General features: G+C 72.0%; 20 protein-coding genes and 1 pseudogene. 17 read left to right on the forward strand and 4 right to left on the reverse strand.

Annotated features, from left to right (window positions below; translation table 11 throughout):
- The first annotated feature begins 4 nt into the window (after positions 1 to 4).
- Together OTB19_RS09780 and OTB19_RS09785 are read left to right on the forward strand one after the other, a co-directional pair.
- Positions 5 to 1,813: an AfsR/SARP family transcriptional regulator gene (locus OTB19_RS09780; RefSeq protein ID WP_267797651.1), complete on the forward strand. Its 1,809-nt coding sequence runs from the start codon at positions 5 to 7 to the stop codon at positions 1,811 to 1,813.
- A gap of 233 nt (positions 1,814 to 2,046) precedes the next feature.
- Positions 2,047 to 3,684, forward strand: coding sequence for an FAD-dependent oxidoreductase (locus tag OTB19_RS09785; protein ID WP_267797652.1), 1,638 nt, complete (start codon positions 2,047 to 2,049; stop codon positions 3,682 to 3,684).
- A 267-nt stretch (positions 3,685 to 3,951) separates the two neighbouring features.
- Here the strand turns inward: OTB19_RS09785 and OTB19_RS09790 are convergent, their stop codons facing one another.
- Positions 3,952 to 4,719, reverse strand: a complete 768-nt coding sequence (locus OTB19_RS09790; protein WP_267797653.1) for an SDR family oxidoreductase — start codon at positions 4,717 to 4,719, stop codon at positions 3,952 to 3,954.
- 143 nt (positions 4,720 to 4,862) lie between these two features.
- Between OTB19_RS09790 and OTB19_RS09795 the strand changes: the two genes are divergently transcribed.
- The 3 genes from OTB19_RS09795 to OTB19_RS09805 all read left to right on the forward strand — a co-directional run bounded on the left by OTB19_RS09795 (position 4,863) and on the right by OTB19_RS09805 (position 7,694).
- A complete protein-coding gene (locus tag OTB19_RS09795; RefSeq protein ID WP_267797654.1) occupies positions 4,863 to 5,720 on the forward strand; it encodes an NAD(P)H-binding protein in 858 nt (285 codons plus the stop codon).
- A 92-nt stretch (positions 5,721 to 5,812) separates the two neighbouring features.
- On the forward strand, positions 5,813 to 7,405 hold the full coding sequence (locus OTB19_RS09800) for an acyl-CoA carboxylase subunit beta (protein ID WP_267797655.1): 1,593 nt from the start codon (positions 5,813 to 5,815) through the stop codon (positions 7,403 to 7,405).
- A gap of 13 nt (positions 7,406 to 7,418) precedes the next feature.
- Complete coding sequence (locus OTB19_RS09805) at positions 7,419 to 7,694, forward strand: hypothetical protein (RefSeq protein ID WP_267797656.1); 276 nt, start codon at positions 7,419 to 7,421, stop codon at positions 7,692 to 7,694.
- Between the two features lie 112 nt (positions 7,695 to 7,806).
- On the opposite strand, the gene OTB19_RS09810 is transcribed toward OTB19_RS09805, so the two are convergent.
- A complete protein-coding gene (locus OTB19_RS09810) occupies positions 7,807 to 9,255 on the reverse strand; it encodes an APC family permease (protein WP_267797657.1) in 1,449 nt (482 codons plus the stop codon).
- A 277-nt stretch (positions 9,256 to 9,532) separates the two neighbouring features.
- On the opposite strand from OTB19_RS09810, the gene OTB19_RS09815 reads away from it, so the two are divergent.
- The 5 genes from OTB19_RS09815 (at position 9,533) to OTB19_RS09835 (ending at position 13,770) form a co-directional block, all read left to right on the forward strand.
- Positions 9,533 to 10,321, forward strand: coding sequence for a thioesterase II family protein (locus OTB19_RS09815; protein ID WP_267797658.1), 789 nt, complete (start codon positions 9,533 to 9,535; stop codon positions 10,319 to 10,321).
- A complete protein-coding gene (locus tag OTB19_RS09820) occupies positions 10,321 to 11,163 on the forward strand; it encodes a metallophosphoesterase family protein (protein ID WP_267797659.1) in 843 nt (280 codons plus the stop codon). The genes OTB19_RS09815 and OTB19_RS09820 overlap by 1 nt, the downstream gene beginning before the upstream one ends.
- A complete protein-coding gene (locus OTB19_RS09825) occupies positions 11,160 to 11,855 on the forward strand; it encodes a 4'-phosphopantetheinyl transferase family protein (RefSeq protein ID WP_267797660.1) in 696 nt (231 codons plus the stop codon). Before OTB19_RS09820 ends, OTB19_RS09825 begins: the two co-directional genes overlap by 4 nt.
- Before the next feature lie 586 nt (positions 11,856 to 12,441).
- Complete coding sequence (locus tag OTB19_RS09830) at positions 12,442 to 13,149, forward strand: restriction endonuclease (protein WP_267797661.1); 708 nt, start codon at positions 12,442 to 12,444, stop codon at positions 13,147 to 13,149.
- A gap of 96 nt (positions 13,150 to 13,245) precedes the next feature.
- Complete coding sequence (locus tag OTB19_RS09835) at positions 13,246 to 13,770, forward strand: DUF1772 domain-containing protein (protein WP_267797662.1); 525 nt, start codon at positions 13,246 to 13,248, stop codon at positions 13,768 to 13,770.
- 96 nt (positions 13,771 to 13,866) lie between these two features.
- Here the strand turns inward: OTB19_RS09835 and OTB19_RS09840 are convergent, their stop codons facing one another.
- On the reverse strand, positions 13,867 to 14,358 hold the full coding sequence (locus tag OTB19_RS09840) for a DUF1772 domain-containing protein (RefSeq protein WP_267797663.1): 492 nt from the start codon (positions 14,356 to 14,358) through the stop codon (positions 13,867 to 13,869).
- A gap of 197 nt (positions 14,359 to 14,555) precedes the next feature.
- Between OTB19_RS09840 and gdhA the strand changes: the two genes are divergently transcribed.
- From gdhA to OTB19_RS09855, 3 genes are all read left to right on the forward strand, one after another.
- Complete coding sequence (gene gdhA, locus OTB19_RS09845; protein WP_267797664.1) at positions 14,556 to 15,911, forward strand: NADP-specific glutamate dehydrogenase; 1,356 nt, start codon at positions 14,556 to 14,558, stop codon at positions 15,909 to 15,911.
- A gap of 87 nt (positions 15,912 to 15,998) precedes the next feature.
- Positions 15,999 to 17,357, forward strand: coding sequence for an AMP-binding protein (locus OTB19_RS09850; protein ID WP_267797665.1), 1,359 nt, complete (start codon positions 15,999 to 16,001; stop codon positions 17,355 to 17,357).
- On the forward strand, positions 17,354 to 18,169 hold the full coding sequence (locus OTB19_RS09855; RefSeq protein WP_267797666.1) for a thioesterase II family protein: 816 nt from the start codon (positions 17,354 to 17,356) through the stop codon (positions 18,167 to 18,169). The genes OTB19_RS09850 and OTB19_RS09855 overlap by 4 nt, the downstream gene beginning before the upstream one ends.
- Positions 18,170 to 18,262: 93 nt before the next feature.
- Here OTB19_RS09855 and OTB19_RS09860 read toward each other — a convergent pair whose 3' ends face one another.
- The gene (locus OTB19_RS09860) at positions 18,263 to 18,670 is read right to left on the reverse strand and encodes a MarR family winged helix-turn-helix transcriptional regulator (RefSeq protein ID WP_267797722.1); all 408 of its coding nucleotides are present in this window, start codon (positions 18,668 to 18,670) and stop codon (positions 18,263 to 18,265) included.
- A gap of 168 nt (positions 18,671 to 18,838) precedes the next feature.
- Between OTB19_RS09860 and OTB19_RS09865 the strand changes: the two genes are divergently transcribed.
- The 4 genes and pseudogenes from OTB19_RS09865 (at position 18,839) to OTB19_RS09880 (ending at position 21,525) form a co-directional block, all read left to right on the forward strand.
- Positions 18,839 to 19,681, forward strand: coding sequence for an alpha/beta fold hydrolase (locus tag OTB19_RS09865; protein WP_267797667.1), 843 nt, complete (start codon positions 18,839 to 18,841; stop codon positions 19,679 to 19,681).
- A 17-nt stretch (positions 19,682 to 19,698) separates the two neighbouring features.
- Positions 19,699 to 20,076: pseudogene (locus OTB19_RS09870) on the forward strand (DMT family transporter); the annotation flags it as partial.
- Between the two features lie 94 nt (positions 20,077 to 20,170).
- Positions 20,171 to 20,518: a DoxX family protein gene (locus tag OTB19_RS09875; protein ID WP_267797668.1), complete on the forward strand. Its 348-nt coding sequence runs from the start codon at positions 20,171 to 20,173 to the stop codon at positions 20,516 to 20,518.
- 95 nt (positions 20,519 to 20,613) lie between these two features.
- The gene (locus OTB19_RS09880; protein WP_267797669.1) at positions 20,614 to 21,525 is read left to right on the forward strand and encodes an isocitrate lyase/PEP mutase family protein; all 912 of its coding nucleotides are present in this window, start codon (positions 20,614 to 20,616) and stop codon (positions 21,523 to 21,525) included.

The following is a 21,525-nucleotide window of genomic DNA, read 5'->3' on the forward strand; positions in this document are numbered from 1 at the left end:
AGTGATGTCCGCTGACCAGCCGGTACCGCTCGGCGGCACCAAGCCGCGCGCCACACTGGGATATCTGCTGTTGCAGGCCAACCAGGTCGTTCCCACCAGCCAACTCCTCGCCGCGCTCTGGAGCACCGACAATGCTCCGGTCACGGCGCGGAAGATCCTTCAGAACGCCGTGTGGGGACTGCGCGGCATGTTGAACCAGTGCGACCCCGGCTTCGACGGGGCGCCCGCCGAGCTCGTCACCCGGGCGCCCGGCTACATGATCCGCGTCGATCCCGACCACGTGGACCTCCACCTCTTCCGCCGGCGCGTGCGCCAGGGCCGTGCCCTGCTCTCCGGCGGCTCCCCGCACGAGGCCGCCAACCGGTTCTGCGAGGCACTGGAGTTGTGGCGCGGCCCGGTCCTGTCGGACCTGGTCGAGACCGGCACCATGTGGCCGGAACTCACCGCCGTGCAGAACACCCGCCTCGACGTCCTGGAGGACTACTTCGAGGCGAAGCTGCGCTGCGGCCAGCACTACGCCGTCCTCGGCGAGTTGGAGACCACCGTCGAGGCGGAGCCGCTGCGCGAGCGCGCCTCCGGACAGCTGATGCTGGCGCTCTACCGCTGCGGGCGGCAGGCCGACGCGCTCGGCGTCTACAACCGCATCCGCGTCACCCTCGTGGAGGACCTCGGCCTCGAACCGGGCCACGAGCTGCGCCGCCTCCAGCAGGCGATCCTGGCCCACGACCCGACGTTGAACCTCGCCCCTGCGGCGGTCGTCCTCGGCGGCTCGGCCCCGGTCGGCGTCCCCGGGGGGCAGGTGCGCCGGCGCGAGGACGTGCGGGAGGCCCGCCCCGCCGGCCGCCGGACGGGCCCCGGGGAGGAGCGCCGCGAGCAGCGGCACGAGGACCGGGACCACCGTGAGGAACGCCGGGACGACCGGTCCGGGAGCCTGCGCGAGGACCGGCACGAGGGCCTCCGCGAGGACCTCCGCGACGACCGCGACGACGACCGCGACGACGACCTTCACGAGGACCGCCGCGACGACTTGCGCGAGGACCCTCGCGAGGACCGCCGGGACGACCTTCGCGAGGAGCTGTACGAAGAGCGGTACGAGCAGCGGTACGCGGACCCGCGCGAGGACCGCCGCGACGACCGGCGGCGGATGCTGGCCGCCGTGCCCACCCACCCCCGCGGCCTCCTGCTGGCCGAGCGCCCGGGCGCGCCCCGCGCCGGGTCGGTCAGACGGTCGCAGCCCGTGCCCCAGCCCCTGTCCCGGGCCGTGGTGACCGAGCGCCGCCGCATCAGCGTGCTCCTCGTGCAGACCCGGATCACCGCCGAACGACCGGGCGGTGCACCGGAGTTCATGGACGAGATGTTCGAGAGCGTCAACGCGATCGCCCGCCGCCGCATCGAGCGCTTCGGAGGCGACGCCGTCACCTCGATCGGCGCCGTCTCCCTCGGCCTCTTCCGCGCGGGCGGCGACGAGGACAGCGCCCTGCGAGCGGTCCGCGCGGCGGCGGCCATCCGTGACCGGCTCACCGATCCGGCCACCGACGGCGGCCCGAACCCCTCGCCCTGGCACGGGCTGACCCTGCACGCCGCCGTCGCGACCGGCAACGCGCTGGTGCGCTACCGCCCCGACGACCCCTCCGCCGCGCCCTCCGTCAACGGCGCGCTGCTGGACACCTGCCAGTGCCTGCTGGAACTCTCGCCCGCCGGTGAGATCCAGCTCTGCGAGGCCACCCGCGAGGCACTGGAGGTCCCGCTCGGCGGGTCGCTGGGGGTCTTGCGCGAACGCGGGCCGGCCACCACCGGGGTCTGGGCGGTCTGACGCCGCCCGACCCCGGACCGGGCATTTCATCCCCGTGTTTTCGATGCCCTTACCAATTGAATCGGACCTCCACAAGCGGAATTGGTGACGGATTACTTCACGATGGAATCTGGCCGATAATCTGCGTTTCAAAGGGATTGACGGCCATTGACTCCACCCCGCCTCCACCCGGTGTGCGGCGTGACGTCGAGTTCCGTAACTCCAGAACCATTTCTTCGTGGAGGTACACGCTAATGACCGGAGTTTCCCGCCGGGTGTTCATGAGACACACTGCGGCCGCCGGCGGCGCAGCCCTGGCTCTGCCCGCACTGGGCGGCTGGGCGGGTGAGGCGTTCGCCGCCGAGCCGACGGCCGCCGCCGGCATCGCCACGACCTCCCTGGTCACGGTGGCGCCGTCCGACCCGCGCTACGCGAGCCTGGTCGCGGGGGCCAACGGCCGCTGGGTCGGCACCCCCGACTACGTGCTGGTCGCGAGCACGGCGGACCAGGTGGTCCAGGCGGTGCAGGAGACCCTCGACCGCGGGGTCCGGTTCGCCGTCCGCAGCGGTGGCCACTGCTACGAGGACTTCACGAGCAACGCCAACATCCGCGTCCTCATCGACATCTCGGCGATGACCGGCGTGGCCCACGACGCGAGCCGTCGCGCCGTCGCGGTCGAGGCCGGCGCCCAGCTCGGCAGCGTGTACGAGACCCTCTACAACACCTGGGGCGTCACCATCCCCGGTGGCACCTGCCCGACGGTTTCCGTCGGCGGTCACATACCGGGCGGCGGGTACGGTCCGCTGGCCCGTTCCCACGGAGTCACCGTCGACCACCTGTACGCCGTCGAGGTCGTGCACGTGGACAGCGCGGGCGTCGCCCGCAAGGTCGTGGCCACCCGCGACGCGAACGACCCGAACCGCGAACTGTGGTGGGCGCACACCGGAGCGGGCGGCGGCAACTACGGCATCGTCACCCGCTACTGGTTCCGCAGCCCCAACACCACGTCCACCGACCCGGCCCTGTTCCTGCCCAAGGCGCCGCGCGAGCTGATCATCTCCGAGGTCGCCTTCTCCTGGACCGGCATGACCGAGGCCGCGTTCACCCGGCTCCTGCACAACTTCACGAAGTGGCACGAGGACAACTCCTCGGCCACCTCCCCGTACGCCAAGCTCTTCAGCGCGATCAAGCCGCGGCACAAGCTGGCCGGCGAGTTCCTGATGAGCTCGCAGATCGACTCGGCCCTGCCCAACGCCGACCAGCTCCTCGACGACTACCTCGCCGCGATCGTCGCCGGCACGGGCCTGACGTATCGGGTGGACACCCGCCGGCGCGTCGACTGGCTGTACAACGTCCTGCACTGGCCGGGTCTCGGCGGCTCCGGCTTCGAGGGCAAGGGCCGCTTCAAGGCCAAGTCCTCCTACCTGCGCAAGACCATGCCCGCCGCGCAGATCAAGGCGTTCTACAAGCACCTCACGCGCAACGACTACACCAACTCCGCGGCTCTCGTGGAGATCGCCGGTTACGGCGCCGCGGCCAACGTACCGGCCACCTCGGCGACCGCCACCGCACAGCGCGACTCGATCATCAAGATGCTGTTCGTCAACCTCTGGGCCACCCCGGCCGAGGACGCCGCGAACCTCGCCTGGATCCGGGAGTTCTACCGCGACGTCCACGCCGCGACCGGCGGTGTCCCCCGCCCGGGCGTGGTCAACGACGGCGCGTTCATCAACTACGCCGACGCCGACCTGGCCGACTCGACCCTGAACACCTCGGGGATCGCCTGGCACCACCTGTACTTCAAGGACGGCTACTGCCGCCTTCAGGCGGCGAAGAACCAGTGGGACCCGCGGGACGTGTTCCGCCACACCCTGTCGATCAGACTGCCCTGATCCACGGAGCCGGCGTACCGACCGGGCCCCCGGCCCGAGGGAGAACCCCTCGGGCCGGGGGCTTTCGGCGCGCGAGCGCGAGCGCGTGCCCGTGACCGTGACCGGGTGACCGCCGGCGCGCCGGCGGAACCGGGCGCACGACGGACGCCGCCGCCCCCCTGTGCGGTGGAGGCGGCGGCGTCCGGGTTCTCCGTGTGCGGACGGAAGACCGATCGGCGTGGGGACCGAAACCCGACGTCCGACATGACGTCGGGTGTGGGGGATGGATCAGATGCCGAGGCCGGATCCGCCGCTGACGTCGATGTTCTGGCCGGTGACCCAGCGGGCGTCGTCGGAGGCGAGGAAGGAGACGACGTCGGCGACGTCGCCCGGCTGTCCGACGCGGTTGAAGACCGAGAAGGCGGCGGCCTGGGCCTTGGCCTCGGGGATGGCCATCCAGGGGTGGATGTCGGTTTCGATGGTGCCGGGGGAGACGGCGTTGACGGTGATCTGGCGGCTGCCGAGGGTCTGGGCGAGGGTGAGGGTGAGGACCTCGATGGCGCCCTTGCTGGCGGCGTAGGAGGTCATGCCGGGGAAGGCGACCTTGGTGACGCCGGAGGAGATGTTGATGATGCGGCCGCCGTCGCGCAGGCGGTCCAGGCCCTTCTGGATGATGAAGAAGGGGGCCTTGGCGTTGATGGCGAAGACCTTGTCGTAGTCGGCCTCGGACACCTCGTGGATCAGACCCGGGCCCGCGATCCCCGCGTTGTTCACCAGGATGTCCAGGCCCGCGGTGTCGGAGTGCGCGCCGATCTGCTCGTCGAAGGCGGCCCACAGGGCGTCGGCGTCACCGGCGACACCGAGCGCGGAGCGGAAGGCGAAGGCACGGCCGCCCGCGGCCTCGATCGAGTTCACCGTCTCCTTCGCGGCGGCCTCGTCGCTCGAGTAGGTGAGCGCGACGAGCGCACCCTCCTTGCCCAGGCGCTGGGCGATGGCGCGGCCGATGCCCCGGCTGCCACCGGTGACCAGAGCAGTCTTGTTCGTGAGGGCAGTCATTCGGATACTCCCAATTCTTTTGTCCAGGCGCGGCCGCTGCAGATGAGGTCGCAAGTGTGATGCTGCCCGGCTCCACTCATCGGCCGTTCACCGGCGGGTCATCGTCCGGTGTCGGAGACGAATCCACGAATTACCATCGGACCATGACTCAGAATTCGGTTCAGAATCCCGTACTCGTCATCGGCGGCACCGGAAAGACCGGCCGTCGGGTGGTGCGCCGGCTCGCGGAAAGCGGAGTTCCGGTCAGGTCGGCCTCGCGCTCGGGCGAAACCCGCTTCGACTGGCTCGACGAGACCACCTGGGGCCCGGCCCTCGACGGCGTGTCCGGGGTGTACATCGTCCAGAACGACAGCGAACCGCGCACCCGCGAGCTCGCCCGGCGCGCCGCCGACGCCGGCGTCCGCCGCCTCGTACTGCTTTCCGCCCGCGGGGTCGACACCCCCGGCTACTACGGCGAGGACCCCTCCACCAGCGATGCCTTCCTCGCCGGCGAGGCGGCCGTCCGCGAATCCGGCCTCGCCTGGACGGTGCTGCGCCCGGGCTGGTTCGCCCAGAACTTCGACGAGGGCTTCTTCAACGAGGGCGTCCTGTCCGGCGAGTTGCGGCTGCCGGCCGGCGACGGCGCCGCGACCTGGATCGACGTCGAGGACATCGCGGCCGTGGCCGTCGCCGCACTGACCGAGGACGGCCACGACGGACAGACGTACGAACTCTCGGGCCCCCGCGCGGTGTCCCTGCCCGAGGTGCTCGACCTGATCGGGGCGGCGACCGGCCGCAAGGCCGTCTACACGCCGCTCTCCACCCCGGACTTCATCGCGGAACTCGGCGCACAGGGCGTGCCGGCCGCCGACGCCGCGATCTGGGCCGCGGCCCTGTACCCGGTCCAGCAGGGCTTCGAGGCGAAGGTCTCCGACGGGGTGCGGCGCGCCCTGGGCCGGGAGCCGCGCGACTTCGCCGACTACGTCGCGGCGGCCGCCGAGTCCGGCGCTTGGCGCGCTTGAGTGGTTGTGTAGTCGTATTGGCCAGTCTGTAGGGGTCTACCGCGTTTTGTTCGGGACGACGAGACGCCTCTCGGATCTGGAAAGGATCAAGCATGAGCATCGTCGAGGAAGCGCCGACCGGCCCTCCGCCGGCCGCGACCATGGGGTCGAGGGTGGCGGAGCTCGCCGAACTCCGTCAGTCGGTCATCGCCGGCCCCAGCGAGAAGGCCACCGAGGCACAGCGGAAGAAGGGCAAGCTCACCGTCCGCGACCGCCTGGAACTCCTCTTCGACAAGGGCACGTTCACCGAGGTGGAAGCCTTCCGGCGGCACCGCGCGACCGGGTTCGGCCTGGAGGACAGGAAGCCGCACAGCGACGGCGTGGTCACGGGCTACGGCCAGGTGAACGGCCGACCCGTGTTCGCGTACGCCCACGACTTCCGCATCTTCGGCGGCGCCCTCGGCGAGGCACACGCCCAGAAGATCCACAAACTGATGGACCTCGCCGAGAAGGCCGGGGCGCCGATCATCGGCCTGTGCGACGGCGCGGGCGCCCGCATCCAGGAGGGCGTCACCGCCCTCGCCGGGTACGGCGGCATCTTCCAGCGCAACGTCCGCAACTCCGGTGTGATCCCGCAGATCAGCGTGATCATGGGCCCGTGCGCGGGAGGCGCCGCCTACTCGCCGGCCCTCACCGACTTCGTCTTCATGGTGCGGGGCACCTCGCAGATGTTCATCACCGGCCCCGACGTGGTCGCCGCGGTCACCGGCGAGCAGATCACCCAGGACGCCCTGGGCGGCGCCGACGTGCACTCCTCCGTCTCGGGCGTGGCGCACTTCGCGTACGACGACGAGGAGCACTGCCTGGAGGACGTCCGGCACCTGCTCTCCTACCTGCCCTCCAACAACCGGGAACTGCCCCCGGCGGAAGTCGCCGACGACCCGGCCGACCGCCGCACGGAGGCGCTCCTGGACCTGGTGCCGGCCGACCCCAACCGGGCGTACGACATGCACAAGGTCATCGAGGAGATAGCCGACCACGGCGAGTTCTTCGAGGTCCACGAGCGGTGGGCGCCGAACATCATCTGCGCGCTGACCCGCCTCGGCGGCCAGGTCGTCGGCATCGTCGCCAACCAGCCGCAGAACATGGCCGGCGTCCTCGACATCCAGTCGTCGGAGAAGGCCGCCCGGTTCGTCCAACTCTGCGACGCCTTCAACATCCCGCTGGTCAGCCTGGTCGACGTGCCCGGCTTCCTGCCGGGCGTCGACCAGGAGCACAACGGCGTCATCCGCCACGGCGCGAAGCTGCTGTACGCGTACTGCAACGCGACCGTCCCGCGGATCTCGCTCGTCCTGCGCAAGGCCTACGGCGGCGCGTACATCGTCATGGACTCCCGCTCGATCGGCACCGACATCGCGCTCGCCTGGCCGATCAACGAGATCGCCGTGATGGGCGCCGAAGGTGCGGCCAACGTGGTGTTCCGCCGCGAGATCGCCGCCTCCGACGACCCCGAGGCCACCCGCGCGGCGCGCATCGACGAGTACCGCGAGGAACTGATGCACCCGTACTACGCCGCCGAGCGCGGCCTGGTCGACGACGTCATCGACCCGGCCGACACCCGAGCCGCGCTGATCGGCGCCCTCGCGGTACTGCGCGGCAAGCACGCCCCCCTGCCCAGCCGCAAGCACGGCAACCAGCCCCAGTAGAGGGAGACACCCGATGGCGGTACGAGCGGTCCCCACCGAGCCGGACACGTCGCAGTTCCTCTCCGCCCAGGCCTGGCGCATCACCAGCGGCTCACCCGCCGCCGAGGAGGTCGCCGCGCTCGCGGTGGCCCTGTCGGCGGTCATGCGGGCCCGGGCGGCCGAGGCGATCCGGCTGGCCGAGGAGGAACAGGAGCAGGCCGCGGCCCGCTGGACGCCCTCCGCGGCCCGCCGCCGCGCGGCCACGTCCTGGGCCGCGGGCGCCCAGCCCACCTGGGCCAACACGGCCTGAGCGGCGCATGATCGACCCCCGCACGGCCCGAGGCCCCGCCCCACCACACGGTGGGGCGGGGCCTCGGGCCTGCCCGGCCGGCGGCCGGGACCACACGGGCCGCACGCCGCGGTCAGGCGCGCGCCGAGTCCGGCAGGCGCTCCGCCGCCGGGGCGCGGACCTCCCCGACCTCCCGCGCCCCGGAAGCCTCCCCCGCCGACCGCAGCGCACTGCGCCGCGCCCACGCCAGGGCCGGCACGGTCACCCCGATCAGCACCAGCGCCACGTAGGACATGGCGTCCACCGGCGAGGCGGGCGGGTTGACCCACCCGTTGAGGTACACCCAGCCCATCGCCGTCGCCCCGAGCACCGCCGTCAGGTACGAAAGCGGCTTCACCGCCCGCTCGCGCACCAGCAGCACCACGTGCGCCGCGCAGATCAGCACGTACGGGAACACCCACAGGTAGACGATCAGCGTGGCCAGCGCCGAGTACACCGACAGCAGCGAGTCCGGATAGGCGAGCACGGCGACCGCCAGCACCGCGAAGCCGATGACCGCCAGGACGGTCACGGCGACGGTCGGCGACCCGTGCTCGGGGTGCGCGCGCCCCACCCGGCGCGGCAACAGACCGTCGTCCGAGAGCGTCGCCACGAACCGCGACCCGAAGTTCACGAACCCGATGAGACCCGCGAAGGTCGCCACCGCCAGCACCAGGTCGGTGGCGCTCGCGAAGGTCTCGCCCAATCCCGCGTTCAACGCCAGCGCGGCCGCGGGCGACATGCCCGCCGCCAGGTCGTCCGCCGCCGCGAACAGCCCCGGCACCTGGAGCACCGTCGCCACCAGGTACACCACACCGAGCAGCACCGGAATGCCCAGCACCGCGAACGGCACGTCCCGCTTGGGATCCTTCGTCTCCCGCGCCAGCGCGGCGCAGCTCTCGAAACCCATCAGGAACGTCGCCCCGGCCGCCATGCCCTGGAAGACCCCGCTGAACGAGAACCCGCCCTCGAAGGACAACTGCTCCGCCAGATGCAGTCCGGTCGTGCCCGCGCCGGCCACCACGACCACCCCGACCACCGGGATCGCCACGGCCATCAACACCACCGCCGCCTTCACCGACAGGTCGACGCCGCGCCGCGCGAACAACACCGCGATCAGCAGCGCCACCGCGTACACCGCGAGCTGCGCCGGCACCTCCAGGCCGGCCGCATACCCCCGCGACAACAGGAAGCTGCCGACGTACACCCCGATGACCATCGTGATGCCCGCGATCATCGCCGCGTAGCCCAGCAGCAGCGCCGCGGCGGCCACCAGCCGGGCCCACGGGCCGAAGACCAGCGAAAGGTAGGAGTACAGCGAGCCGTTGGCGACGTGTCGGCGCGCGAAGGTGACGACCGACAGGCCGACGAACGTGGTCACCGCGGCCGACAGCAGGGCGGACAGCCAACTGCCGTTCCCGGCCGAGACGAACATCAGGGCGGGCACCGCGGCCAGACCCACCGCGGGAATCATGCTGGCGACGGCCAGACCGACGATCTGACCCCGGGACAGTTGCCGGGGTTCCGTTTCCGTGCTGGACATGGGGCGCGCCTCCAAGGGCGGGAGCGGGGGAGAGGAGAGCGGAAAGGGGACCGCTCAGGCTCGATGGGGAGCTCGGTGGGGAGTGGCGAGAAACGGTTGGAAGTCTCGCCACGCCGTCTCACGGCGCGGTAACCCACGGCCCACCGCCCGCTCCGGCGCGACGTTCGCCCAGGCTGTGGGGGTGCCTGTAGTACCCGTCCAAGGCCTCTCGACCGGCGGTCCACCGGCTCGACCGACCCTGGAAGTCGACTCGACAGGATGTTGAAGGAGAGAAGACATGGCCAATGACTGGTTCCGGCGGTTCGGCCCCGCGTCCGACAGCGACACGCGCCTGTTCTGCTTTCCGCACGCGGGCGGCGCGGCCAGCGCCTACCTCGCGCTGTCACAGGAGCTGACCCCCGAGTTCGACGTCCTGTCCGTGCAGTACCCCGGCCGTCAGGACCGCCGGATGGAACCCGCCGTCGACGACATAGGCCGGCTCGTCACCGCGCTCGCCGACGAACTCGCCGCCGGCTCGACCCTCGGGCCCGGCCGCCGGGGCGACGATCGCCCGTACGCTTTCTTCGGGCACAGCATGGGCGCCGTGCTCGCGTACGAGCTGACCCGCGAACTCGACCGGCGCGGACTGCCCGCCCCCGAGCGGCTGTTCCTGTCCGGCCGGTTCGCCCCGACCCCGCTCGGCAGCGCCAGCGACCGGCTGGACACCGACGAGAAGGTGATCGCGATGATCCGCACGCTCGGCGGGACGGTCGGGAAGGTCTTCGACGACCCCGACCTGTTGGAGATGGTCATGCCGCCCCTGCGCGCCGACTACAAGGCCATCGGTTCCTACGCCTGGCAGCCCGGCCGCCCCCTCGACGTGCCCTTCACCGTGCTCGTCGGCGACCGCGACCCCGTCGTCCCCGTCGAGGACGCCGCCGCCTGGCGGGTGCACACCGCCGCAGGCAGCGACGTACGGATCCTGCCCGGCGGGCACTTCTACCTCGACCACAGCGTCCCGCAAGTGGCCGCCGTCATCCGCGCCGCACTCCACCGCCGCGGCGCGAGCGCGTTGGGGGCCGCCTGATGCCGACCGGCCCCGGCAGGCTGCTGGCCATCAGCGACCTGCACGTCCGCCACGACGAGAACAAGAAGGTCGTCGACGGCCTGCGCCCGGAGACGGAACACGACTGGCTGCTGCTCGCCGGGGACGTCAGCGAGTCCACCGTCGACTTCGAGGAGACCCTCCGGCTGCTGAGCGACCGGTTCGCCAAGGTGATCTGGGCGCCCGGCAACCACGAACTGTGGACCACCGCCGCCGACCCGGTCCAACTGCGCGGCCAGGCCCGCTACGACCACCTCGTCGCGATCTGCCGACGCCTGGGCGTCACCACCCCCGAGGACCCCTACCCGGTGTGGGAGGGCGCCGGCGGCCCCGTCGCGATCGCCCCGCTCTTCCTGCTGTACGACTACACGTTCCGGCCCGCCGGAGCCCGCACCCGGCAGGAGGCCATGGACATCGCCGAGCGGGCCGGGGTCGTCTGCACGGACGAGTTCTACCTGCACCCCGACCCCTACCCCAGCCGCCAGGCATGGTCCCGGGCACGCGTCGCGCACACCGCCGCGCGGCTCGCCGAGATCCCGGACCACCTGCCGACCGTGCTGGTCAACCACTATCCGCTGGTCCGCGAACCCACCCGCGTCCTGCGGTTCCCCGAGTTCGCGCTGTGGTGCGGAACCGAGGCCACCGAGGACTGGCCCGTCCGCTTCCGGGCGGTGGCCGTGGTCTACGGCCACCTGCACATCCCGCGCCTGATCCACCAGGACGGGATTCCCCACCACGAGGTCTCCCTGGGCTATCCGAGGGAATGGAAGCAACGCGCCACCGCCCCGGCGGGCGCCGTACGGATCCTCGCGGAGCGCACATGATCGAGGAACTGCTGGCCCCGGGCACGGCCGCCGTGGAGTCCTTCGGAGACGACCCCGGAGCCCTGGCCGAGCTCCACCCCGAGGAGGAACTCCTCGTCGCGGGCGCCGAGGACGGACGCCGACGGGAGTTCGCGACCGTACGGCGCTGCGCGCGCGAGGCCCTCGGCAAGCTCGGCGTGGCCCCCGCGCCGATCCTGCGCGACCGGAAGGGGGCGCCCCGGTGGCCCACCGGATTCGTCGGCGCGATGACCCACTGCCAGGGCTACCGGGCGGCCGTGGTGGCGCCCGCCGGACGCGTGGCCGCGCTCGGCATCGACGCCGAACCCAACCTGCCGCTGCGCAGCCGGGGCGTCGCGGACCTGGTGACCGTCGCGGGCGAGCGCGCCTGGCTGCCCGAACTCGCCGCCCGCCGCCCCGAGGTGGAGTGGGAGCGGCTGCTCTTCAGCGCCAAGGAGAGCGTGTACAAGGTCTGGTACCCGCTGACCGGACGCTGGCTCGACTTCCAGGACGCGGAGATCACGGTCGACCCGGCCTGGTCCACCTTCCACGCCCGGCTCCTGGTACCCGGCCCGGAGGTCGACGGCGTCCGCCTCGACTCCCTCGACGGCGGCTGGCTGGTCCGCGACGGCCTCATCGTCACGGCGATCACGGTGCCCCGACCCGCGCCACGAGCCGGAGCCCGCGAAGCGTGAGTTCCTCGCCCGCCCGACCCTCCTCGAAGACTCGGGTGGTCACGTCGACGGCCACCGTCTCGGGTACCGCAGGGAGCGGCCCCGGCCGGCAGGCGCGCCCCAGAGTCTCGTGGAGGCGTCCCGGGTGCGCCCCCAGAGAGCCGGCCTGGGCGAGGCCGAGTTCAGCAGATGATCACACTTGGTGAACTCGGGTGACGTGTTGTCAGTGGCAAGTGCTTTCATGGGCCGGTCGCGCCGGGAGGCGCAACACGACCACCGAGGGGGATGTGGCTGTGCCCTGGATCAACACGTATGTGAAGTCGGACGGCACCAAAGTCAGTGGCCACCTCCGGCTGCCACCGGGGGCCCGCCGGGAGACCGCCCTGTTGGGCCTGTTCGTGGTCGGCGTGTTCGTCCTCGGCAACAGCCCCACCACGGCCGGGGCGGACGCGGAGCCACGGCAGGGGTTACCCCGACCACAACCGCGATCGACGTCCGTCCAACCGATGTATCCGATCAAGTGGCCGGCGTGGGAGAACCGGCCGACACCTCGGCCGGAGCCGACGGTCTCGTATCCGATCGTCTTCCCCGACACGGCGAGCGGTCGGTGACCCGTCGCCCGCCCGCGAGGCGGCGCAAGCGGGGTGGCAGCGCACGGCGGCGCAGGAGCGGCCACCCGAACGGGCTGTGGCTGCTCGGCGGCCTGGCGGCCGTGGTCGCCTTCAGCCTGGTCATGGCCCTCCTGTCATGGCTGGCCGCCCACCCGTGGGTGCTGATCCTGATCCTGGTCACAGCGGTCGGCGTCGGATGGCTCTGGCTGCGACGGCGCCAGGAGGCGGCCCGATGGGAACAAGTGCGGTCCCGGGGGCTGCGCTACGCCGTCGAGCACCTCGACGGCCTCCACTACGACGACTTCGAGTTCGCCGTACGGGACCTCATGCACCGCGACGGCTGCGCCGACGCCCAGAAGGTCGGCGGACGGGGCGACAACGGCGCGGACGTGAAAGCCACCGACCCCTACGGCCGCCGCTGGGTGATCCAGTGCAAGCACCGCAAGGCCGGCTGGTCCGGCTCCGCGGTCGGCACCCCGGACCTCCAGGTCCTCAACGGCACCGGCCGCCAGGTCCACGGCGGCGATGTCCTGGTCATGCTCACCAACGGCCGCTTCTCCGGACCCGCGCTCGCCTTCGCCAAGTCCCAGCACCTCCACCTCGTCGACCGCCACCTCCTCGCCCAATGGGCCGCCGGCTCCCGACCCCTGTGGGAACTCCTCAGAGCCGTCCCGCCACCCAGGAAGCCCAGCGCGCTCTCCTGACGGGGCGGGCCGCCGCCCCGGGGCCTCGTCATCGCACCGTCTCAGGCCGTCAAAAAGCGTGGTGGTCAAGGGAGTCGAGTGCCAGGATCTGCTCCCATGACACAGAATCCGGCCGGCGCGACACGCGTGTCCACGGCACTTCTCGCGCTCTCGACCGTGCTCGTGGGCCTGATGGCCGGCCTGTTCTTCGCCTTCGACGTCTCGGTGATGCCCGGCCTCGCGGCCGGCGACGACCGTACGTACGTGAGCGCCATGCGCTCCTTCAACGCGGCGATCGACGGCAGCGGCCTCTTCGTCACCGTGTTCCTGCTCGCCCTGGTGGCCGCCGTGGCCTCCGCGATCGTCGAGTTCCGCGCGGGCCGGCGCGGCACCGCCCTGTGGGTCGCTTCGGCGGCCGTCGCCTACCTCGTCGTCCTGGTCGTCACCTTCGCGGTGAACATCCCGCTGAACAACGACCTGGCCGCCGGTGGCGACGTGGCGAAACTGACCGACCTCTCGATCGTGGACGAGTTCAAGGGCACCTGGGTCACCACGAACATCATCCGCACCGTGCTGTGCACGGCCGCGCTCACCGCGCTCTCCCGCGCGCTGATCCTGTACGGCCGGGCCACCACGCGCTGACGCGCCGGGCGACGGTCAGAGCCTCTGGTGTGGGGTTCGAGGTGCGAGGGGCGACCGGCGCTCGACGATCGCTCGTCAAGCGCCGACGCCCGGCCGTCAGGCGCCCTGGACGAGCAGCGCCCAGGCCAGGAACCCGGCGCTCGCCGTGCAGAGCAGTGTGCGCCACACGTTGGCCCGTACCCACGGGCTCTCGAACGCGCGGCGAACGGCGGCCGGGTCGGCGATTCGATCGACCGGGCCGGCCTTCTCCAACGCGTTGTTCAGCGGAATGTTCACCCCACCGGTCACGACCATCGCCAGGACGTAGCAGACGAACGCCGCGATCAGCGGCACCAGCGCGCCACCGGGGCCGTCCACCACGTGCAGGCCCAGCGCCAGCCCGGTGAAGACCAGGGCGCCGAGGTAGCCCAGCAGGAACCAGCCGTTGAGGATGGCGACGTTGACGCGCTGCATCACCTCGATGACGATCCGGTCGTCACCGCGCTTGAGAGCCGGCATGACGGACACGGAGAACCCGTAGAAGAGACCGCTCATCAGCCCCACCGTGATCGTCGCCGCGATCAGCGACGCGTACCGTACCGCTTCCACGCAAGCCCCCCGGTCGTGTGGCCCGTCCGATGTGGGGCCGATCATACGGTCCACGCCACAGCCTGCCCCAGGCAATTCCCGCGGCCCCGAGGACTTGTCCGATCAGCTCAACCCCTGCCTGACCTCCTCCGGACGCGGGGTACGCTCCGGCTCCCGGCCCCGCACGGCCACCTGCGACTCCCGAGAGGATCACTTTCGTGAAGGACCACAAGGACAGGCTGGACGCGCTCCGGGCGGACATCGAGCGCCGCAATCCCGCCCAGCCCGAGTTCCACCAGGCCGTACGCGAGGTACTGGAGACCCTGGCCCCGGTGTTCGCCGCCCGACCCGAGTACGCCGACCCGGCGGTGGCTCTGGTCGAGCGGCTGACCGAACCCGAGCGGCAGATCCTCTTCCGCGTGCCGTGGCAGGACGACCGGGGCCGCGTCCACGTCAACCGCGGCTTCCGGGTGGAGTTCAACAGCGCGCTGGGCCCGTACAAGGGCGGCCTGCGCTTCCACCCGTCGGTGGACATCGGCGTGGTGAAGTTCCTCGGCTTCGAGCAGGTCTTCAAGAACGCCCTGACCGGTCTCGGCATCGGCGGCGGCAAGGGCGGCAGCGACTTCGACCCGCACGGCAAGTCCGACGCCGAGGTCATGCGCTTCTGTCAGTCGTTCATGACCGAACTCCACCGCCACATCGGCGAGCACACCGACGTCCCCGCGGGTGACATCGGCGTCGGCGGCCGCGAGATCGGTTTCCTGTTCGGCCAGTACCGGCGCATCACCAACCGCTGGGAAGCCGGCGTGCTCACCGGCAAGGGCCAGGGCTGGGGCGGCTCCCTGATCCGCCCCCAGGCCACCGGATACGGCAGCGTGCTGTTCGCCGCCGAGATGCTCGCCGTGAAGGGCGCCTCCCTGGACGGCCTGACCGCCGTGGTCTCCGGCTCCGGCAACGTCGCCCTGTACACGATCGAGAAGCTCCGGCAGCTCGGCGCCAACCCCGTCACCGCCTCCGACTCACAGGGCTACGTCGTCGACGAGAAGGGCATCGACCTGGAGCTGCTGCGCCAGATCAAGGAGGTCGAACGCGGCCGGGTCAGCGAGTACGCCCAGCGTCGTGGCGCCTCGGCCCGCTTCGTCCCCGGCGGCCGGGTCTGGGAGGTCCCGGCGGACGTCGCCTTCCCGTCGGCCACCCAGAACGAACTGACGGAGGCGGACGCGCTGACGCTGGTGCGCGGCGGGGTCCAGGCGGTCTCCGAGGGCGCCAACATGCCCACCACCCCGGAGGGCGTGCGGGTCCTCCAGCAGGCGGGCGTGGCCTTCGGTCCCGGCAAGGCCGCGAACGCGGGCGGAGTCGCCGTGAGCGCCCTGGAGATGGCACAGAACGCCGGTCGGGCCTCCTGGAGCGCGGAGCGCGTCGAGGACGAGCTGGCGGGCATCATGCGCTCGATCCACGCCGTCGCCCACGAAACGGCCGAACGCTACGGCGCGCCCGGCGACTACGTGACGGGCGCGAACATCGCCGGCTTCGAGCGGGTCGCCGACGCGATGCTGGCCCAAGGCGTGATCTGAGCCCACCCGCGGTGCGCCGCACCGCACCGCGCTCGGGCCCGTAGCCTGACCCTGCCACCACCCATCGGATCACCAGGGAGCTGCCGCGTGCTCACCGCACTGGACGGCGTGTACGGAGACCGCCCCGACGCCCTCACCGTCGCCGGCCGCGCCACCTCCTACGAGGAACTGCTCGGCGCGGCCTCCGCCGTGGCCCGCGACATCACCGCCGGCGGCGCACCGGCCGTCGCCGTGACGGCCACCGCCTCCCTGGAGACCGTCGCCGCCACCGTGGGCGCGCTGCTGGCCGGGGTCCCCCTCGTACCCCTGCCCCCCGACGCCGGCCCCGCCGAACGCGAGCACATCCTCCGGGACTCCGGCGCCGCGCTCCTCGACGTGGACTACACCCGTCGCGCCGACACCCCCGCCACGCCCGCGGCCGGGGCGACCGACCCCGCCCTGGTCCTCTACACGTCCGGGACCACCGGTCCCCCCAAGGGCGTGGTCCTCACGGCCGCCGCGATCGCCGCCGACCTCGACGCCCTCGCCGAAGCCTGGCAGTGGACCGCCGAGGACACCCTCGTGCACGGCCTGCCCCTCTTCCACGTACACGGACTCGTCCTCGGGGTCCTCGGCGCCCTGCGCACCGGCAGCCGGCTCGTCCACACCGGCCGCCCCACCCCCGAGGCGTACGCGCAGGCCGCCGGCAGCCTGTACTTCGGCGTCCCCACCGTATGGTCCCGGATCGCCGGGTCCCCGGCCGAGGCCGCCGCGCTCTCCCGCGCCCGGCTCCTCGTCTCCGGCAGCGCCGCCCTGCCCGCGCCGGTGTTCCGGGTCCTGGAGGCCCTGACCGGCCTGCGCCCGGTGGAGCGCTACGGAATGACCGAGACCCTGATCACCGTCAGCGGCCGGGCCGGCGGAGAGGTCCGCCCCGGTACGGTCGGCACCCCGGTGCGCGGCATCCGCACCCGTATCGCCGCCGAACCGGGCGCCGAGATCGGCGAACTCCAGCTCACCGGACCGACTTTGTTCTCCGGATACCTGGGCCGCCCCGAGGCGACGGCCGCCGCGTACACCGAGGACGGATGGTTCCGCACCGGCGACATCGCCGCCGTCGACGAGACCGACGGCGTTCACCGCATCGTGGGCCGGGCCTCCATCGACCTGATCAAGTCCGGCGGGTACCGCATCGGCGCGGGCGAGATCGAGAACGCCCTCCTCGACCACCCCCGGGTCAGCGAGGCGGCCGTCGTCGGACTGCCGGACACCGACCTCGGCCAACGGATCGTGGCCTTCGTCGTCGCGCAGGGCGTCACCGGCACGGAACTCACCGACTTCGTTGCCGCGCACCTGTCGGTGCACAAACGCCCCCGCGAGGTCCGCTTCGTGACCGCCATCCCGCGCAACGCCATGGGCAAGCCGCAGAAGAAGCTGCTGCTGACGAACGACTCCGAGGACCGGCGATGACGACTCCCCCCTCTGCTCCCGTCTTCTTCGACCGCTGGACCGGTTCGCCCTGGCTGCGCCGGTTCCACCCAGGGCCGCCTTCCGGTCCCGCGCCGACCCTCGTGTTCCTTCCGCACGCGGGCGGCAGCGCCGCCTACTACCACCCGTTCTCCGCGGCCCTGGCCCCCTGCGCCGAGGTGCTCGTCGCCCAGTACCCCGGGCGCCAGGAGCGCATCGGCGAGCCGGTTCCGGGCAACATCGCCGCGATGGCCGACGGGCTGCTGGAAGCTCTGATGCCGTGGCGGGAACGGCCGTTGGTGCTGTTCGGGCACAGCATGGGCGCACTCATCGGCTACGAGGTGACGCGCCGCCTGGAGCACGCCGGCACGCCCGCGCGCGGTCTGATCGTGTCCGGGCGACGCTCCCCGCTGATCGAGCGCTCCGAGGGCGTCCACCCGCAGGACGACGACGCGCTGATCGCCCTGGTGAGCGAACTCGCGGGCACCGACGCCAGACTCCTGGCCGATCCGGACTTCCGCGAGCTGATCCTGCCGGCGCTGCGCGGCGACTACCGCGCCGTCGAGACGCATCGACACGTGCCCGGACCGGTGCTGCGCACCCCGGTGAGCGTGTTGACCGGCGAGTCCGACCCCCGGGTCGGCGTGCCCGAGGCCATGGCCTGGCGGGAGGTGACCGCAGGGGCCTTCACCTTCCGCGGCTTCCCCGGCGGCCACTTCTACCTGAACGAACAGCGGGACGCGGTGTCCCGGGCGATCGCGGAGGACCTGGCGGCGTTCACGGCCCGGGCGGGGCGGTCCGCACCGACGGGGTGAGGCGACGTCCTCGACGGCGTGGTTCCTGCCGGCGGGGGTGTGGCCGGCGGGGTGAGGCCGGCGCCCGTGGCGTGAGCGGCGCCGGCGCCGTCCTCAGGGGCGGACCAGGTGGCGGGCCAGTACCTCCAGGGCCTCGGTGACCGCCGGCAGCCGTTCCGCCTCCGCCTCGCCGAGCGCCCGGGCGAGGGCTTCCTCGACCTTGGAGGCACCGGCGGCCCGCACGGTGGCCACGCGCGCGGAGACCTCGGGGGACCGGCGTACGAGCGTGCGCCGGCGGTCGGCCGGATCGGGCGCGGTCTCCACCGATCCCACCTCGCGCAGTCGGGCCACGGCACCCGACACCTGGCTCTGCGGCAGGCCCGTGCGCTGCGCGGTCTCGCCGACGGTGGTGTCCGGATGCGCGGCGATGTCCCCCGCCACGATCACCACCGAGCGGGTACTGCCGGCGTACTGACCGGATCCGCCCGGGGGCTCGGGCAGGGCTTCCTCGCCGAGCTTCATCAAGGCCCTGCCCAGCAGGAACAGTTCGATTCCATCCACCGTGCCAGAATACATCACGGCAGATACATCAAGAAAGATGCATCTCTCTTGATGTATCTGTTCCGATGGATTAGGCTGATCGCAGAGCAGCGGACAAAGGTCCGTGCCGATCAACGCAGAGGAGTCACCATGTCCGCCCTGTCCGCCACCCTCGCGGCTCCCGGCTGCACCCTTCACTACCGACTCCGAGGATCCGGACCACTGTTGTTGATCTCCCAGAGCGGCGAGGGGGACGCCGATCGCACCGTGGACCTGGTGTCGCACCTCGATGACGCCTTCACCGTCCTGACATACGACCGACGGGGCCTCTCCCGCAGCAGGCTCGACGAACCGGGCCGGACGACCACCCTGGCCGAGCACGCCGAGGACGTACACCGGCTGCTGTCCGCCGTCACCGACGAACCCGCCCTGATGTTGGGTTGCAGCCTCGGTGCGACCATCGGCCTCCACCTGGCCGCCCGACACCCGGGCCAAGTGGGCACCCTCATCGCCCACGAGCCGGTCGCCCCGCGCCTGCTGCCGGCCGCCGACCGGGCCGATCACGAGGCGGAGTTGGCCGGGTTACAGGAGATCTACCGCGCGTCCGGACTCGGCGTCGCGCTCCCGGAGATCGCCCGGGTCCTCGGCATCGACCCGACCCGCCAGGAGATCGAACCGGATGTGACCCCCGAGCCTCTGGACGACCGACGCCGCGCCAACTTCGACTACTTCGTCGAGCACGACTTCTCGGCGATCATCGAGGACACCCTCGACCTCGCCGCGCTCGCCCGCACCACGACCCGGATCGTCCCGGCCATCGGCGCGACCACGTCGGCATCGGTCTTCGACCACCGCTGCGCGACCGCCCTCGCGGACCTCCTCGACACCGCGATATGCACCTTCCCGGGCGGCCACAACGGCAACACCGCCCGCCCCCGCGCCTACGCGGCCCGCCTGCGGAGCCTGCTCACCGCCCCCGCCCACCGCTCCTGAGCGGGACCGGGCGGACCCATGCGACCCCGCTCCAGGTGACGACGTACGGCTGCTTCGTCGGTACCGCCGTGACCCTGCCGTTCATCGGTCAACTCGTCGAGCAACTGGCCTACGCCCCGCTCACCGCCACCCTCAACATGGTCTACCTGGGGCTCTTCCCGACCGCGCTGGCCTTCACCACGTGGACGTACGCCCTGTCGCGGACCACCGCCGGGAAGATGGGCGCGACCACCTACGCGGTGCCGGCCGTCGTGGTGCTCATCGCCTGGATCGCCCTCGACGAAGTCCCCGGATGGCTGACCCTGCTCGGCGGCGCGATCTGCCTGGCCGGCGTGGCCGTGTCCCGCAGACGGCGCGTCGAACCGCTCCCCGGGGGCGCGCCCTCGACGAAGTGAAAACTTTTTCCCGACACCTGTCACACGGGCGGCACCCGGCGGGTCAAGGGGGTGAGGTCGCCGCAGGGGCGACCATCCGAGAAGGAGCTTCCCGATGAACACCGCCGCCACCATCGTCGCCGTCCTCGCCGCCGCCATGTCGGGCTTCTCGGGCTACTCGCTGCTCTCGCGGGCCACGTGGGTCGTCGAAGCCATGAACGAGTACCGCGTGCCCCAGGCCTGGTGGACGCCCCTCGGCGCGGCCAAGGCCCTGGGCGCGATCGGTCTCGTCGTCGGCATCTTCCTCCCCGTCGTCGGCATCGCGGCCGGCATCGGCCTGGTGCTGTACTACCTCGGCGCCGTCATCACCGTGATCAAGGCCCGTTCGTACGCACACATCCCCTTCCCGGTCATCTACATGGCGCCGGTCGTCGGCGCCTTCGCCCTCGGCTTCGCGCTCTGAGCGACGCGCGGGAGCGATCCACAGAGCAACTCGCCCGTTCGGTCGGTACGTTGGACCGATCCGACCACCGGACGACGGACACCCCAGAGGACCCCATGAACCGCACCACCGCAGCCACCCGACACGCGCGGGCCGTCACGTTCCGGGACCTGCACGCCGCCGACCGGCCGTTCGTCGTCCCCAACCCCTGGGACGCGGGCACCGCACGCATCCTGGCCGGCCTCGGCTTCGCGGCACTCGCCACCACCGGCGCCGGCCTGGCCCACAGCCTCGGCCGTCCCGACGGTACGAACCAGGTCAGCCGCGCCGAACTCCTCGCCAACGCGGCCGTGATCGTCGAGGCCAGTGGCCTGCCGGTCACCGCCGACCTGGAGAGCGGCTTCGGGGAACGGCCCGAGGACATCGCCGAGACCATCCGCCTCGCCGCGGCCGCCGGCCTGGTCGGCGGCTCCATCGAGGACTCCACGGGCCGCGACGAGGACCCCGTGCGACCGCTCGACGAGGCGGTGGAACGGGTGGCCGCCGCCGTGGAGGCGGCAAAGGAACTGGACTTCCCCTTCACGGTCACCGCCCGCGCGGAGAACTTCTTCCAGGGCCGCCCCGACCTCGATGACACGATCCGCCGCCTCCAGGCGTACGAGGCCGCCGGCGCCCACGTCCTCTACGCCCCGGCCCTCCCCGACGCCGAAGCGATCCGTGCCGTCTGCTCCGCCGTGGACCGGCCCGTGAACGTCCTCATGGGCGGCGCCCTCTCCCTGTCCGTCGCCGAACTCGGTGCCCTCGGCGTCCGCCGGATCAGTACCGGATCCGCCCTGTCCCGCGCGGCGCTGGGGGCGTTCACCCGAGCCGCGCGGGAGATCGCCGAGTCCGGCACGTTCGACTTCGGCGCGGACGCCATCCCGTACGCCGAGGCCAACGCACTCCTGACCCCGGCCGCCACACCCGCGCCCCCCGGCGCCCCGCATCCCGACGCCCCGCCATCCGGATTCGACGGCCGGGGGGCGTGA

The sequence above is a fragment of the Streptomyces sp. H27-H5 genome, assembly GCF_026627505.1.
Taxonomy (GTDB): Bacteria; Actinomycetota; Actinomycetes; order Streptomycetales; family Streptomycetaceae; genus Streptomyces.